The sequence below is a fragment of the Dehalobacter sp. DCM genome (genome assembly GCF_024972775.1).
Taxonomy (GTDB): Bacteria; Bacillota; Desulfitobacteriia; order Desulfitobacteriales; family Syntrophobotulaceae; genus Dehalobacter.
In genome coordinates this window covers 4,118,520-4,133,111 of sequence record NZ_CP092282.1, presented here as the reverse complement: position 1 = coordinate 4,133,111, position 14,592 = coordinate 4,118,520, and the positions used below count along the sequence as shown (strand labels likewise).

At 46.7% G+C, this 14,592-nt stretch carries 12 protein-coding genes and 1 riboswitch; of the genes, 11 read left to right on the top strand and 1 reads right to left on the bottom strand.

Translation table 11 applies throughout. The features are described from left to right. Positions 1–510: 510 nt before the first annotated feature. From LPY66_RS19330 to LPY66_RS19320, 3 genes are all read left to right on the top strand, one after another. Positions 511–1,167 carry a hypothetical protein gene (locus LPY66_RS19330; RefSeq protein ID WP_337985869.1) on the top strand — a complete coding sequence of 219 codons (657 nt, stop codon included), beginning with the start codon at positions 511–513 and terminating at the stop codon, positions 1,165–1,167. A 39-nt stretch (positions 1,168–1,206) separates the two neighbouring features. Continuing rightward, positions 1,207–1,908, top strand: a complete 702-nt coding sequence (locus LPY66_RS19325; protein WP_337985868.1) for a lysophospholipid acyltransferase family protein — start codon at positions 1,207–1,209, stop codon at positions 1,906–1,908. Between the two features lie 220 nt (positions 1,909–2,128). Further along, positions 2,129–3,388 (top strand): TolC family protein, encoded by a 1,260-nt coding sequence (locus LPY66_RS19320; RefSeq protein ID WP_337985867.1) that lies wholly within the window; start codon positions 2,129–2,131, stop codon positions 3,386–3,388. Positions 3,389–3,391: 3 nt separating this feature from the next. On the opposite strand, the gene LPY66_RS19315 is transcribed toward LPY66_RS19320, so the two are convergent. Continuing rightward, entirely contained in the window at positions 3,392–3,550 is a 159-nt protein-coding gene (locus tag LPY66_RS19315) for a hypothetical protein (RefSeq protein ID WP_337985866.1), read from the bottom strand. A 32-nt stretch (positions 3,551–3,582) separates the two neighbouring features. Between LPY66_RS19315 and LPY66_RS19310 the strand changes: the two genes are divergently transcribed. From LPY66_RS19310 to LPY66_RS19275, 8 genes are all read left to right on the top strand, one after another. Next, positions 3,583–4,296 (top strand): response regulator, encoded by a 714-nt coding sequence (locus tag LPY66_RS19310; protein ID WP_337985865.1) that lies wholly within the window; start codon positions 3,583–3,585, stop codon positions 4,294–4,296. Further along, a complete protein-coding gene (locus tag LPY66_RS19305) occupies positions 4,293–5,729 on the top strand; it encodes an ATP-binding protein (RefSeq protein ID WP_337985864.1) in 1,437 nt (478 codons plus the stop codon). The genes LPY66_RS19310 and LPY66_RS19305 overlap by 4 nt, the downstream gene beginning before the upstream one ends. A gap of 96 nt (positions 5,730–5,825) precedes the next feature. Further along, entirely contained in the window at positions 5,826–7,562 is a 1,737-nt protein-coding gene (locus tag LPY66_RS19300; RefSeq protein ID WP_337985863.1) for an HlyD family efflux transporter periplasmic adaptor subunit, read from the top strand. A 29-nt stretch (positions 7,563–7,591) separates the two neighbouring features. Continuing rightward, entirely contained in the window at positions 7,592–8,323 is a 732-nt protein-coding gene (locus LPY66_RS19295; RefSeq protein ID WP_337985862.1) for an ABC transporter ATP-binding protein, read from the top strand. Then, positions 8,320–9,537, top strand: coding sequence for an ABC transporter permease (locus tag LPY66_RS19290; RefSeq protein WP_337985861.1), 1,218 nt, complete (start codon positions 8,320–8,322; stop codon positions 9,535–9,537). Before LPY66_RS19295 ends, LPY66_RS19290 begins: the two co-directional genes overlap by 4 nt. A 52-nt stretch (positions 9,538–9,589) precedes the next feature. Beyond that, complete coding sequence (locus LPY66_RS19285) at positions 9,590–11,203, top strand: cell wall-binding repeat-containing protein (protein ID WP_337985860.1); 1,614 nt, start codon at positions 9,590–9,592, stop codon at positions 11,201–11,203. 477 nt (positions 11,204–11,680) lie between these two features. After that, entirely contained in the window at positions 11,681–12,520 is an 840-nt protein-coding gene (locus LPY66_RS19280; protein WP_337985859.1) for a CAP domain-containing protein, read from the top strand. 208 nt (positions 12,521–12,728) lie between these two features. Beyond that, positions 12,729–14,276 carry a cell wall-binding repeat-containing protein gene (locus LPY66_RS19275; RefSeq protein WP_337985858.1) on the top strand — a complete coding sequence of 516 codons (1,548 nt, stop codon included), beginning with the start codon at positions 12,729–12,731 and terminating at the stop codon, positions 14,274–14,276. A gap of 94 nt (positions 14,277–14,370) precedes the next feature. Next, positions 14,371–14,455, top strand: a riboswitch (cyclic di-GMP riboswitch). Positions 14,456–14,592: the final 137 nt, after the last annotated feature.

The following is a 14,592-nucleotide window of genomic DNA, read 5'->3' as shown; positions in this document are numbered from 1 at the left end:
TACACGTCAGTAAAAAGGATATCGCAAAAATTCATGTGGCCGTATCTTCCATCCATGGCAGATGTTTTGTATTATGTTTCCATTTCAAGCAATAAAGAGTAAAATAAAAAAGGAGCTTTGAAAAACTCCTTCATATATCATTGAAGAACTTCATGAGATTTTTAAGAGGAAATTTAAAGAGAAAAGCCATTTACTTGATAAGTTTTTGAGTAAGCTTGCCTTCGAGTTAGTATATGAAAGTAGTATGACGCGGCGGGAATCTGCGAGACGTTAGTGAAATGTCGCTATCGGAGATGATTTTACAGGCTATGAAAAAGAAAAAGACCTTTTTTCAAAGGCCTTTCCAGAAGTCGCTATCGTTTATCTGAAGTTGCTTGGGCAAGATTCTATCCCATAAATTCTTGGGGATCTCTTTACCTACAGAATTACTTATTTTTGTTCGAAGGACAACTTAACATTGATGCATGTTAGGACGCTGCGGGAACGATTTTTATAACAGGGGAGATTTTTATGAGGATAGGGTTAGATATTGATGGCACTCTTACAGATTTTGAGAAGTTTATATTAGATAATTCTTCTAAATATATGAAAAATAAACATGATTTAGATATAATAAATATTAATGGATATGACGTTGATGAAGTTTTTGATATAGAAAATGAGTTAATTAAAAGAGGTTGTTACAATGAATTAGCCTCTAGGAAAAATAAAGAAATTTTATCTGATTTCTGGAAGAAATACTATTTAAAATATTGTATATTTACGCCATTTAGAAATGGAGCTAAAGAAACAATAAAAAAATTATATAACGAAGGTCATGAGATATATATTTTTTCTTCAAGAAAAAATACTTGCGATAATAGTCTATTGGGCAAGTTTGTTAGAAATACTACAAAATTACAATTACTTATAAATGGGATTATATTTCATAAGCTATTTTTATTCCCAAATGACGAAGAAAAAATTGCTGCAATAAGGAATAACAATATAAACTTAATGATAGACGACAAACCTAAGTTAATAGAAGAAGTTAGTAAATTTACTAATGTATTTTGTATAAACACTAATTATAATCAAAACTGTAGTATTCGGCCAGAGGTTCATAGAATTAATGATTTTATAGATGGTAATATCTTGCAAATAATAAATAAAACACTTAATAAATAAATGTTTTATATTAAACTCAAATATAGAGAGGATTTGCAAATGAAGGATAGTACTTATTGGAATATTATTATCACAGAAATGGTTTATAAATTTATAAGATTAATTGGAAAGCCATTTGTATTCGCTAAATTTAATCCTATAATTTTAAATGCTAATCTAATACCACCTGGAGGTCCAATCATTTTTACTCCTAATCATAGAGAAACTTTAGATCCAATTATAATTATTTCCGCAACCGAAAAACCAATTCATTGGGCTGCGCTAAAGAGATTTTTCACAGGAGAAGATAGCATATTTAATAATAATAAGAATTACTTCTTATGTAAATTTACAACTTTAATTCTTAAGAGTATAGGTGCTGTTTCTATTGATCGAGACAGATGTAATATTAGTTCAGTTAAAAAATTAAATACCTATCTAAAAATGGGTAGCTCCATTGGAATTTTTCCCGAGGGAACCACTAATAAAAACCCCCGAGAACGAGATATATTGCCGTTTAAATTAGAAATACTGCACTTTGCTAAAAAAAATAACGCATGGATTCAGCCCATTTCAATTGTATGGATGCCAAAAGAGGTGAAGAAAAATAGGGTAATAATAAATTTTAGACCTCCATTTAAAATAGAAAATATGGATATTTCTAAATCCTCCGATAAGTTGATTAATTCAATAATTCTGGGCATAAAAGAAAATGAACAATTTATTAGTGATTTAATCGAAGAAACTAAAAAATATAACTAAAGCATCTTAGTGCGATTACCTCGACAAGGTTGACTATACTATACTGAGAGAAAACATAAGGGGATAACATGTGAAACATCATTGAGATAAGCGACTTTTCATCGCCCAATTTGGATGTCTATGTCACCAATTATCCATTGACAAATTAATGATATGGGATATAGTGGTTATAGAATATAGTGGTTATAGAATATAACGAAAGACAGGAGCGTAACGCGTTATGAAATATAGAATTCTCTCCGCACTGTTGGCCATTTTGCTGGTATTTCCCTTTGGTGTTTTGGCAGAAACAACGCCGAACATCACAACACTTGAATTCAGCAAAATCGAATCGGCCATGCGGTCGTATAACCCTACCGTCATAGCGTTGAGCTCAAGCTATAGTAAAGCCAGTAATGCCATGGATGATACCCAGCTTAAGAATATGCAGACGGTGTTGGGCGGTCAGATCGCCCAGGTGAATGATACCCTCGATGATGCAACCATCGATTATACCGCAACACCGTATACGGTAACTGCTGTACGCAGCCGTTATGTTGTATACGACGCAGCAAATAAGTGCTACCTTTACCAATCCGGCGCCGGCTGGACAGTCATTAACCCGACAACTGTTATCACAGCCCCTCAGCTGACGGGGATCGCGGCGGATGATGCCAGCCGGAATATGGACTACCAGAATTATTTACTGGCGATGAATTATCAATCCCAACTGGCGACGATTTCGTCCAGCATATCCTCGCTGACGACCCAGAAAAATGATTTGTGGAAAACAGCGATCCAGTTGGAACAGAACACGGACCGCGTGATCACTATGGCCGAAAGCGCCTACCTTGGCTATTTCACTATCCTGAAAAATAAGAATAAATATGAAAATAACCTGGCCATGCTCCAGGCGAATCTGAAAGTGATGCGGCTCCAAGAATCCTATGGGATGGTCGCCAAGTCAAAAGTTGCCCCCTTGGAGGTCCAGGTCAAGGAATTAACCGCGACAGTAACCGGTTTAAGCAGTCAGCTGACAGCGTGTAAACAACAAATCAATATCCTGCTGGGGCAGGATATGAATACAGCGATCACACTCACGGAGATTACCCCGGTTGAGGCATCCGTACTGAACGGCATCAATTACGAATCGGATTTGACGAGCGCGGTCGCTCAGAGCTTTGATGTGCGATTGGCCTCAGGAGATTATATACAGTATGAAGATGCGAAACGCAGCTTCACCCTGGCTTTCCAAAATGCGTTTAAGGATATTCAGACGAAACGGGAGGCGCTGTCTTTGCAGCAGGATAAACTCGTTGTGGCCAAAAAGAGTTATGATGTGATGACGTTAAAATATAAATTGGGCATGGTGTCAAAAATGACTTTGGATTCGGAACGTTATGCCTATCTCGCTCAACAGGACGAAGTCAAAGCAGCGGAGCGGGACGTGCTCCAGTCGGTTACGACCTATAACTGGCTGAAAAAAGGATATAAGGCCTAATATTCACTTGATTAGAATGTTTAAAACGGACAGCTCGGATGCTGCCCGTTTTCTATTATTCATTTTGCCTCCTGGAGAGAGACGGTATCCAAATTCGCCATCGATGGCGAATTTGGGATGGGCGGCAATCTTGATAAAATCTTGACATACGCGGATAGGCATGCACCAAAATTTACGCTATAGTTAAAGGAGTTATGGTCAATAGGACGGTGATTAAACGCATGGAACCCAAGATCCTTATCGTCGATGATGAGGCGGCGATCGTCAGTGTTATTGAGAACTATCTCCAAAGTGAAGGTTTTCGCACCAGCATCGCGTTTGAAGGTTATACGGCCCGGAAGATGATCGAGACGGAAAAACCCGACTTGATTATCCTGGACTGGATGCTGCCGGGAATGAGCGGATTGGAGCTGTGCCGGGAGATCCGGCGAGGGGGTTCGCTTCCGGTTATCATGCTGACAGCAAAATCCGAAGAGACGAATCGCGTTCTTGGATTGGAATACGGCGCGGACGATTATATTGTCAAGCCGTTTGGACTGAGGGAACTGGTAGCGCGCATAAAAACGGTACTTCGGCGCGTGTCTCCCCAGCAGCAGACGGCGGGGACCATTGATCACCGCGACCTTAAAATCGATATGAAAGCGCACCGAGTCTGGAAGCGCGATACGGAAGTCGTTTTGACACCCACGGAATATAAGATCCTGTGCCTTCTGGCTTCGCACCCCGGCGTTCCTTACAGCCGCTTACAGCTGCTGAACCAGGCCATGGGTGAAGAATATCTCTACTATGAGCGTTCGGTGGACACCCATATTTTTAATTTGCGCAAGAAAATCGAGGACGTGGTCAGTGAGCCCAGTTACATACAGACGGTCTTTGGAATCGGTTACCGGATGGGGGACGGAAAATGACACTGCGTCGTCAATTTATTTTCGCCTTGGCGGGAATGGTCGTATTTATGGCGGTCATCGCAGGGGCGATTTCGTTATTCTCTTTTAATCAGATGCTGAACCGCTCGGTGAGTTATATTCAACAGGGATTAGAAACCCAGTGGGAGAGCGCGTTGGTCACTTATTATGAAGAAAACGGTTCCTGGGAAGGGATTCAGTCGGAGGTCCAAGCCAGGCTGCACGATCCCCCCCGCTTGAATGACGGGCCTCCCCGGGATAATATGCGGATTTGGGTCTTTGCTGCCGATTATCGTGCCGTAGCCGGTGCGGAACAGGATATCGGCAAAACCATCACCGACATCCCCAACGGTCTGCAAATGAAAGCAGATTTAGTGCCTCTGCAATTCAATAATCAGATTGTCGGGTATTTTCACTTGGAGGATAATCTAACCACGCGCAGTGATTTTCTGTCCAGGACACTGGTCAATTCGATTTCCCGGGCGATGCTGATCAGCATGGCGTTGACGCTGCTGGTGGCCCTTCTGCTGGGGATTGTTCTGACCCGCCGCATGACCGAGCCCTTAAAGCAGCTGACCCAGGCCGTCACCGATGTGGGGCAAGGCTGTTTAACCACGCGGATCGAACCTGATAACAAGGGCGGGGCGGATATCAAGGCATTGAGTGAGGCCTTCAATGAGATGACAGCGCGACTGGCGCAATATGAGGAAATACGGAGCACCATGGTGGCGGATATTGCTCATGAACTGCGCACACCGCTGACTGTGATTTCCGGTAAATTGGAGTCGATTCAGGAAGGCGTGATTCCGGCGTCGCCGGAAACAATTTTGCCCATTCAGGATGAGGTTATCCGTCTGACCCGGCTGGTTCGGGATTTGCAGCAACTGACCTTGGCTGAAGCCGGAAAATTGCCGCTGTGTCTGCATGAGGTAGATCTGGACAAGATGGTCTGGCGGATCGTGGATCACTTCACCATCGCCATCGAAGAAAAGAAGCTTACCGTGGAGATCGCCGGGGAATCGCTTCCGATAGACGGCGATCCCGACCGGTTAACTCAGGTTTTCGTTAATCTGATCGATAATGCGATCCGGCACTGCCAAGCAGGCGGTTCGCTGCATATCAATTTCTATACAGGGGAGAGGAATATATCCCATACTTCCGATTCTCGGAATAACCATCCCGGTGAAAAGGGCTTATTTATCACTATCGCCGATGACGGGGAAGGCATACCGACGGAAGACCTGCCGAAGGTTTTTGACCGATTTTACCGGGTAGATCCTTCAAGGGGCCGAATTTCCGGCGGCACCGGACTCGGTCTGGCAATAGCCCGGGAATTTATCCGGGCGCATGGCGGGGAACTGACGGTTACCAGCCGCGTCGGCGAAGGCAGCTGTTTTACCGTCTGGCTTTGTCTCAAAAATAACATGAATTCTTGACAACTTCTTAAAATCTCCGGCTCGCGGGATTGCTATAATGGCACTGTCATTAGAGGTATGACAGGGTGATGAATCGGCAAAGAAGGAGACCGGAAAATGCAATTCAATATTCGACCATTTAAAAAAGACCCAAATAATCCCATGCCGGAAAGTCAATTCAACAAAAAGAAAAGTCCACTGAGTCTGGGAAATCTGAAAAAGATGAAAAAGAAGACGTGGCTTATCATCGGCATTATCGTGATTACCTTGATTGCGTTGAAAGTATTCGTTTTCAAATCGGATACCCAGACAGCAGCCAACGTTCAGACAACAACAGCGCAAGTAACGAAAGGGACCGTGCAAAAAAACATCACCGCTACCGGGACAACGAAATTTTCCCAAACGATGCCGCTCTCATTTGAAGTCAGCGGTACGCTACAGGAAATCTATGTCACGACCGGTGATGTAGTGAAAAAAGGAGATCCCTTAGCCAGCCTGGATACGACCACCTTAGAACAGCAGCTCAAAGAAGCGCAGCAAAATTATGCTTCGGCCCAAGCCAATTATAACCAGACCCTGGGTGATTTGGGACGCAAACTGAAATCAAGTTTGGTTTCAGCCGAGAAGAGCCTGCTTACGGCTCAGCAGAAAGCGGATCCTGATTATCTGGAAAACCAGGTTTACCTGGCGGAAATGAATTTAAAAGCAGCCAGTCAGAAATTAGCCGAAGCCCAAGGCTCCGGTGAAACGGATACATATCAGCTGCAGGCGGCATTAAGTCAGGCCCAGCTTAATCTGAAGGACGCTCAGAATGCGAAAAACGGCGGAGCAGCCAAGGATTTAGAAGTGGCGCAGGATCAGTATGATGCGGCCAAAGCGGCTTTAAGTGATTTTGAACAAGGTGCCGGGAGCGACTATCTTTCAGCCAAAGAGGCACTGACGAAAAGCGAGACTGAACTGATGACGGCGCAGCAGGATCTGGCTGACGCTATTTTAAAGGCGCCCCAGGACGGGACCATCGTATCCTGCTCGGCAGAACTGTACCAGAATGTCGCCGGTCAAAGTACCGTCATGACGCTGGTGGCCAATCCGAAAGATTTTTCGGTAACAGCGTCGGTGGACCAGACGGAGATAACCGAGCTGAAGGCAGGGCAAAAGGCGAACCTGACCATGGATACCGTTGCAGACACCGTACTGATGGGGACAGTCGAAACCGTCTCTCTTGCCGGGACTAATAATCAGAACGTGGTGACCTATGCCATCACGATAAAAGTGGATGAACCAACGGATCTTTTGCGGGATCAGATGAGTGTCAATGTATCTATTGTCACGAATGAAGCCAAGGATGTATTAACGATACCCAGTGCAGCGGTGATTACCCGGGGCGGGGTAACCGGCGTATTAGTAACGTCCGGCCAGGCCCAGTCAACGGATGCGTCGCAGCCCGCGTCAACAGGGACACAGGATAGCGCTTCTAAGGGAAACGCGAGCACTGGTCAGGGCAGCAGCCCATTGCCGTCAGGATCAGGAACCGATAACAGTACCAGTGGTACACGACCAACAAGGCCTTCCAATACGACGGGGAGCAACACCGGAAATCAATCCGAAGGGACTAGAGAAAATTACCAATTTGTTGAGATAGAGATCGGCTTGGATGACGGAACGAATGTTGAGGTTATCAGCGGGTTGACCGAAGGTCAGAGCGTTATCATCCAAACAGTGATCGCGTCCTCCACGAGCGGTTCGTCTTCGAGAAATACCAATTCCAATAATAACAGCCTGCGCAGCCTGACGGGAGGCGGAACAGGCGGCCCGCCGTCTGGCGGCATGCCTTCCGGAGGTCCGGGACAATAAGATGAAACGGAGAGGCAGGGTCACAGACAGTGATTACACTTAAAGGGATTAAAAAAATCTATCAAACGGGGGAAGTCCGGGTTATTGCTCTCGGGGGCATTGACCTGCATGTATCCCAAGGTGAGTTCGTCTCCATCATGGGCCCGTCCGGTTCCGGTAAGTCCACCACCATGAATGTATTGGGGTGTTTGGATATGCCCACCGCAGGAGAATATTTCCTCGATGGCATCGATGTCTCCCATGCATCGACGCGGGAACTGGCCACGATACGCAATAAAAAGCTGGGGTTTATTTTTCAGGGTTTTAACCTTCTGGCCCGAACCTCTGCTTTGGAGAATGTCGAACTGCCTTTGATTTATGCGGGGGTGGGCAAAGATGAGCGCCAGCTTCGATCGATTGAGGCGTTAAAGTCAGTGGGATTAGGGGACAGGATTCATCACAAACCCCAGGAGCTTTCCGGCGGGCAGCAGCAGCGGGTGGCTATAGCCAGGGCCCTGGTAACAAACCCATCGGTCATTCTAGCTGACGAACCGACGGGTAATTTGGACAGCCGCTCCAGTGAGGAAGTCATGGCTATCTTTCAGGAGCTGCATAAGAAAGGAAATACGATTATCATCGTCACCCATGAACCGGATATTGCCGAATATACCCGCAGAATCGTTCGCTTCAAGGATGGCCGGATCGAAAGGGATGAAGCCGTTATCAATCCGAAGCTGGCTTCAGCCAACCGGAAGGAAATGGCGAAGGAGGACCTCAGATGAACTTGTTTGAAAGTATCCGAATAGCGCTAAGAGCGATACGAGTAAATAAAGTGCGGTCGATGCTGACGATGCTGGGGATCATTATCGGGGTTGGTGCCGTTATCGCCATGGTGGCGATCGGAAACGGGGCTTCCGCCTCCGTGACCTCTCAGATCCAGGGACTAGGCTCCAACCTGCTGACCATTACCGCCGGGCAGTCGAATTCCGGGGGAGTGCGCGGCGGGATGGGCAGTGCCAACACCTTGACCATAAGTGACGCTGAACTGCTGGCAGAGGGGACGTGTATCAAAGCAGTTGCGCCTGTAGCCTCGACCAATTCCCAGGTTGTTTATGGCAGCGGAAATACACAAACAACGATTTATGGCACGACGGACGCCTATCTCGATGTCCGCAGCACGTCTTTAAGTGCCGGAAGGTTTTTTACTGAACAAGAAATGTCGGCGTATAAACGGGTCGTCGTCCTCGGCCCTTCGGTGGTAGAGAATCTGTTGGGGACATTAGACTACAGCATGATCGGCAAGAGTATCAAAATTAATAACATTCCATTCCAGGTGATTGGCATTACCGAGAGTGAAGGATCTTCCGGGTTTTCCAATAACGACGACATGATATTGATGCCCATCACCACAGCGCAGCTTCGGCTGACCGGCAGTAACTCTGTCAGACAGATCTTTGTTCAGGCGGTTTCTGCGGAGAAAATGACGGATGCCCAAAATGAAATCACGACACTGCTGCGGTCAGCCCATAATTTGAGTGCAGACGATGAGGATGATTTCTCCGTAGCCAATCAGGAAGAAGTGCTGGAAACGATGGAATCGGTCACTAAAACCTTATCCATGCTCCTCGGCGGCATCGCGGCAATTTCTCTGGTGGTTGGCGGGATAGGAATCATGAACATCATGCTTGTTTCCGTTACGGAGCGCACCCGGGAAATAGGGATACGGAAAGCAATCGGAGCACAGGAATCGGATATCCTGATTCAATTTCTGATTGAAGCGGTAATCTTAAGCGTCATGGGCGGCATCATCGGAATCATCATGGGGTGGGGAGGTTCGCTGATCATTGCAAAGATTGCCAGTATGACCACCAAGGTCTCTCTTTCTTCCGTGATCATGGCGTTTACCTTCTCCGCCTTGATTGGGATCGTATTTGGTGTCTTTCCGGCGAAAAAGGCCGCCTCACTGAATCCGATCGAGGCTCTCAGATATGAATAAGCACGATGAGAAATGGTCCAATTGTAAACCGGAGAGGAGCAGGTAAATAAATATGAAACAATGGAAAACGCCTAATAAGAAACAAAGCATATTCGACTATGCGATTGTACGCAACGCAGTGGTACTGCTGATGGTCGTCACCATGGTCTTGGCAATCAACGGAAAAGCAAGTGCTGCCACGACAGGTCTGGGCTCAATGGTTTTTCAATCAACCGAGGACGTACTTGTCTTAGTTGGAGAAACGACCAACATCGAGCTCCTGTTATACGATCAAAGCGGTGCGGCATTTACCGGCAGTGTGTCCGCTTACACGGTGGATGCCTATAGCCGTGTCAAATATTATTCTGTTACCGGCAGCAACGGAAGTTATTCTGTTAACAATGTTGTGGTGGATACCCCCGGAACCTATTATCTCTATCTTCATGACAGCAGCAATAACACTGCCTCAGGCGGAATTACTGTTTATAAGCCATCACTGACGATCAGCGGTGAAGCAGCCAAATTTAAAAAATCCGTGATCAGCGGTTATTTATATAATACAAGCGGGATTGCCCTTTCCCGCAAAACAATTACGATTGACGCCAGTGATGCCGGTATTGACAGTACCCTGAGCTGTACCACATCCTATACAGGCTACTATTCGTTTTCCATCACACCGACGAAGGAAGGTACCATTCGCTTTCTCTATGCTGACTATGAGATAGGGACACTGGCGGTGGGGGCATCCTATACCCAGGATGCGCGGATCGGGGGATCGGCTGGCAGTAATCTGGAGCTCGCCATTAGCGTTGCCGAAGAGGGCTGGACGTCCGCCTCCACCGTTATCCTCACCCGGGATGACAGCATGGCTGATGCCCTGACGGCAGTTCCCTTGTCGAGACTCTATGACGCCCCGATTTTAATGAATCCGTCATCTCAGCTGGACAGCCGTATTTCGGCTGAAATATCCGCATTGGGAGCAACAAAAGTGCTTATTATCGGCGGATATGGCGCTATCTCACAGAGAATTGAAACAGCCCTGCAAGGCGCGGGCTATACGGTGGAGCGAATCAGCGGAGAAAACCGTTACGCCACCTCCGCCAAGATCGCGGCTTATTTCAGTAGTGCCGATACGGTCTATCTCGCCTATGGACAGGGTGAACCGGATGCTTTGGCCGCCAGTTCCTTTGCCGCCGCGAGCGGCTGCCCGATCTTATTGACAGACAAGGACAAGATTCCGGCGGTAACCCAAGCACAGCTATCCCGGCTTGATCCTGCCAAAGTTATCCTTCTGGGCGGGGAGAGTGTAATCGGAACCGCTGTGGGAACAACTCTCACCACGAGTTATGTGGTGGAGCGCCTGGGCGGATCTGACCGTTACGCCACCGAATGGGCCATTCTGAGGAACCTTTTTACGGATGAATCACACATCTACTTCTGCTCGGCACTAACTTCGAGCAAAGACATTACTTCCAGCAAACCACGGGGTGATGCTCTTCTGGCCGCGGCGCTTGCCGCCAAAAAAGGAGCGATCATCGTTGCTGTCCCGCAAAATTACCTGCCCACATCCCTGCAGTATTTCCTGACGTACAATCGTGGCTATATTGCCAGTGCCAGCATTGTTGGCAACAGCTCAGCTGTCAGCACCAGTCTGGAGAAGCAAATCAAGAATTTGATGACGTTATAAGGGGTTTCCGCTGTCAATAAGACAAAGGGCCGTTGCCAACTGAAAAATTCGTAGGCAATGGCCCTATTTTTATCGTACAACAAATATAGAATGGAAAGCGTAATGCAGGAATGTACAACGTAATGGGCAAAAATGGCATTTAAAATTAACTATATTCGTTGTATAATAGAATAGGTCTGTACAATTATGATAATTATTTTAAGTTCATTGCTTGAAGACTTTATTTCAAGTTTAATATTTGAATTCATTATTAAAGTTGTTATAAAAGGTCATTATCAGAAGTCATTTTGAAAATGATATTAATTCAAATACATAATTCTTGTTTGTTTATAAATTTAATAAGAAAAATTTTGCGAATATAAGTAAAATCCTTATCTATTTGATTAGATTTATTCTGGATTAAAGTTGAGATTAGATTTTTGGCATTAAATTATTTATTTCTCAAGATGGTATGTACGAAGGAGGATATAAGAAACGATGAAGAAATTAATTGGCACATTAACGATTACCATTGTCCTGTTTGCCTTCGTCTTTTTCACGTTTATTCCGTCTTCTGATGGGGTAGTTAAGCACATCGCGGGCTTATTCGGCTCAACCGATACCCAGACGGAGCAGGCGTCAGCCAATACACCTGAAAACGTTCCTTCGGCGCCGTCTCAAAGTCAGCCGTCTGCAGACTCTCAGGCACCGTCCCAAACTCAAAGTAAATCTTCTGATTCAATAACAAAGAAAACCACGGTGAAACCATCCAATCAGACGGCTTCGCAGCCCTCAGCAACAGCACCAGAATCGACACCCGCCAAACAGCCGACAACGACCCAACCCAAGACACCCACGGCGGATGTGACTTCGGGAAATGAGGAACCGCCAGCAACTTCAGGATCGACGACCCCAACCCCAGCAACACCACCACCGGCAAGTACGAAAGTCTCTCTCAGTTCGGCCCAACAGCGCATGTTGGCGCTGGTTAATGGGGAACGGGAAAAACTGGGCCTCGCGCCGTTGAAGATCAATGCCAAGCTGGTGGAACTGGCCTTACTTAAAGCCAACGATATGGTGAGTAATAATTACTTTTCCCATACGTCACCGACCTATGGGACGCCCTTTGATATGCTCAAAAAGTATGGTGTTACGTATCGCTCTGCCGGAGAGAATCTGGCCGGAAACAGTTCGGTGGACAGCGCCCATACCGCGTTTATGCATTCCGAAGGACACCGCGCCAATATCCTGAACACAACCTATGATGAGATCGGGATCGGCATCGTGTCCAGTCCGAAGTACGGGTATATCTACGTGGAGATATTTATCGGGGTATAGGGATACATATCGCCGGCGCTATAAGGCATGGCGTAAGCCTAGTTTACTAGTACAACGTATTTGAAATAACTACACAAAAGATTATCTCCAACATTTACTTCAAATTAGGTCTGCGTGCCACAGTTCCGGCGACAAGCGGAGCATGGATTGCATTTTTATTTAAAAAAAAAGTAATCAGAACGGCAGAATGAAAGAGGAAGAGATAGCGATGAAGAAATGGATGGTTCGTTTATCAGCCGGCATCACCATTTTTTGTTTGTTGTTGCTGGGGGGATTACCTGCTGATGCTTGGGGAGAAATCACACCGAATCCGGTCAGCGTCCCCGGGGATGCAGAGAATACATATCGTTTGGCCGGAACGGACCGCTATGCAACCGCTGCGGAAATAGCGCTGCATGGCTGGAAGGTATCGGATTATGCGGTACTGGCCAGCGGAGATAACTTTCCGGATGCGCTCTGCGGTTCACCCTTGGCCGGCAAATATGACGCGCCGATCCTGCTGACCTCCAAGGATAAGCTGAATGACAGCACCCGCGCTGTTTTTGCTGCCCTCGGTGTGAAGGAAGTATTTATCGTCGGGGGGCCGGATGTTATCTCCACTGCCGTGGAACAGACCATCGAAGACAGTGGGATCACCGTGACGCGAATTGCGGGCAGCAACCGTTTTGAAACCTCTCTGTTTGTAGCGATGCAGCTGGGGACTTTCGACAAGGCTGTGGTGGCCACCGGAAGTAATTTTCCGGACGCGTTGTCCATTGCTCCTATAGCCGCATTGAAGGGTTATCCGATTCTGCTGACAGGCAAAGATAGCATTGATCCCAATATCCTGGCTTATCTGAAAGACAAGGCGGCTTCTGTGATGGTTGTCGGAGGGACAGGCGTGATCAGCGACACAGTTCTTGACACGCTGCCTGCACCAACGCGCCTGGATGGGGATAATCGCTACGATACCAACTTAGCTGTCATTCAGCATTATGCCGACAGTCTGAATTTTACTCACTGTTATACCGCGACCGGGGAGAATTACCCGGATGCGCTCAGCGGCTCTGCTTTAGCGGCAATGACGTCGGCACCGGTCTTTTTGACCGGTAATCCGGCTCCAGCCCCGCTTTTGACTTTCATTCAGGACCGGGAAGTGACATCGATCACGGCTTTTGGCGGTATCGAGGTCATACCGTCCGATGTATTAAACAGCTTGTCGGCCCAAAGCTATGCTTTGACTAAGCCGGCGAATCCAATGGCGGTTGCCATCAATTCCAAAGATATCAATCTGAGCTGGGCCCCCGTCCCCGATGCCGAATCCTATGCGATTTACCGGGCGGTTTCCGAGACAGGAACCTATGCCCGAATCAAGGTGGTTCTTACCACGAGTTATCTTGATACCGGACTTTTTGCGGAAAAAACCTATTATTACAAGATTCAGGCATCAGGTAGTGCCGGAATGAGTGACTTGTCGGATAGTGTTTTTGCCCAAACGGCATCGGTGGGGATCCCGTCAAATTTAACCGCGTCGGCCTTGAGCAGCAATGAGATCAAGCTGACATGGAATACGGTCAGGGACGCGGATTCCTACTCGATATACCGTGCCGATCAGGCTGACGGACCGTATAGCGTGATTGCGGCATCGGTCGGTTTGGAATATACGAATACGGGTCTGGAAGCAGGAAAGACGTACTTCTATAAGATCCGAGCCTATAATGGCAGCAGCTTCAGCGCCTATTCAGAACCGACGAGCGCCGATACTCTGTCATTGTGACCAAAGTCCTATTTCTCCTAAAATAGCTGAAAAATGGTTTAAGTCATATCAATGGTTGATTATTGTCCATAGCTGTATTATAATAATGGCATCACAACGAAAAAGGCAAATTCGTCGAAAGGCGGAGACGCAAAGCCACGGGTCTAAGATCGAAAGATTATGACAGCCGGGTTGCCGAACTGGGTAGTTATCATGATTAATTTTGTGATGATCAAATACCTGTTTCTGTAATCGGGAAACAGGTATTTTTTATTGGTCGCTGTCCCTGCATGGGACAGAGCGGCTACCCTGACGGCTCACTGCCGCAAGCCTGATT

What these genes read in the sequence shown, in the direction of transcription:
- LPY66_RS19300 (WP_337985863.1), top strand. Translation starts at nt 5,826, where the DNA reads ATGCAATTCAATATTCGACCATTTAAAAAAGACCCAAATAATCCCATG.
- LPY66_RS19280 (WP_337985859.1), top strand. Translation starts at nt 11,681, where the DNA reads ATGAAGAAATTAATTGGCACATTAACGATTACCATTGTCCTGTTTGCC.
- LPY66_RS19325 (WP_337985868.1), top strand. Translation starts at nt 1,207, where the DNA reads ATGAAGGATAGTACTTATTGGAATATTATTATCACAGAAATGGTTTAT.
- LPY66_RS19285 (WP_337985860.1), top strand. Translation starts at nt 9,590, where the DNA reads ATGAAACAATGGAAAACGCCTAATAAGAAACAAAGCATATTCGACTAT.
- LPY66_RS19330 (WP_337985869.1), top strand. Translation starts at nt 511, where the DNA reads ATGAGGATAGGGTTAGATATTGATGGCACTCTTACAGATTTTGAGAAG.
- LPY66_RS19305 (WP_337985864.1), top strand. Translation starts at nt 4,293, where the DNA reads ATGACACTGCGTCGTCAATTTATTTTCGCCTTGGCGGGAATGGTCGTA.
- LPY66_RS19290 (WP_337985861.1), top strand. Translation starts at nt 8,320, where the DNA reads ATGAACTTGTTTGAAAGTATCCGAATAGCGCTAAGAGCGATACGAGTA.
- LPY66_RS19315 (WP_337985866.1), bottom strand. Translation starts at nt 3,550, where the DNA reads ATGCCTATCCGCGTATGTCAAGATTTTATCAAGATTGCCGCCCATCCC.
- LPY66_RS19275 (WP_337985858.1), top strand. Translation starts at nt 12,729, where the DNA reads ATGAAGAAATGGATGGTTCGTTTATCAGCCGGCATCACCATTTTTTGT.
- LPY66_RS19320 (WP_337985867.1), top strand. Translation starts at nt 2,129, where the DNA reads ATGAAATATAGAATTCTCTCCGCACTGTTGGCCATTTTGCTGGTATTT.
- LPY66_RS19310 (WP_337985865.1), top strand. Translation starts at nt 3,583, where the DNA reads ATGGTCAATAGGACGGTGATTAAACGCATGGAACCCAAGATCCTTATC.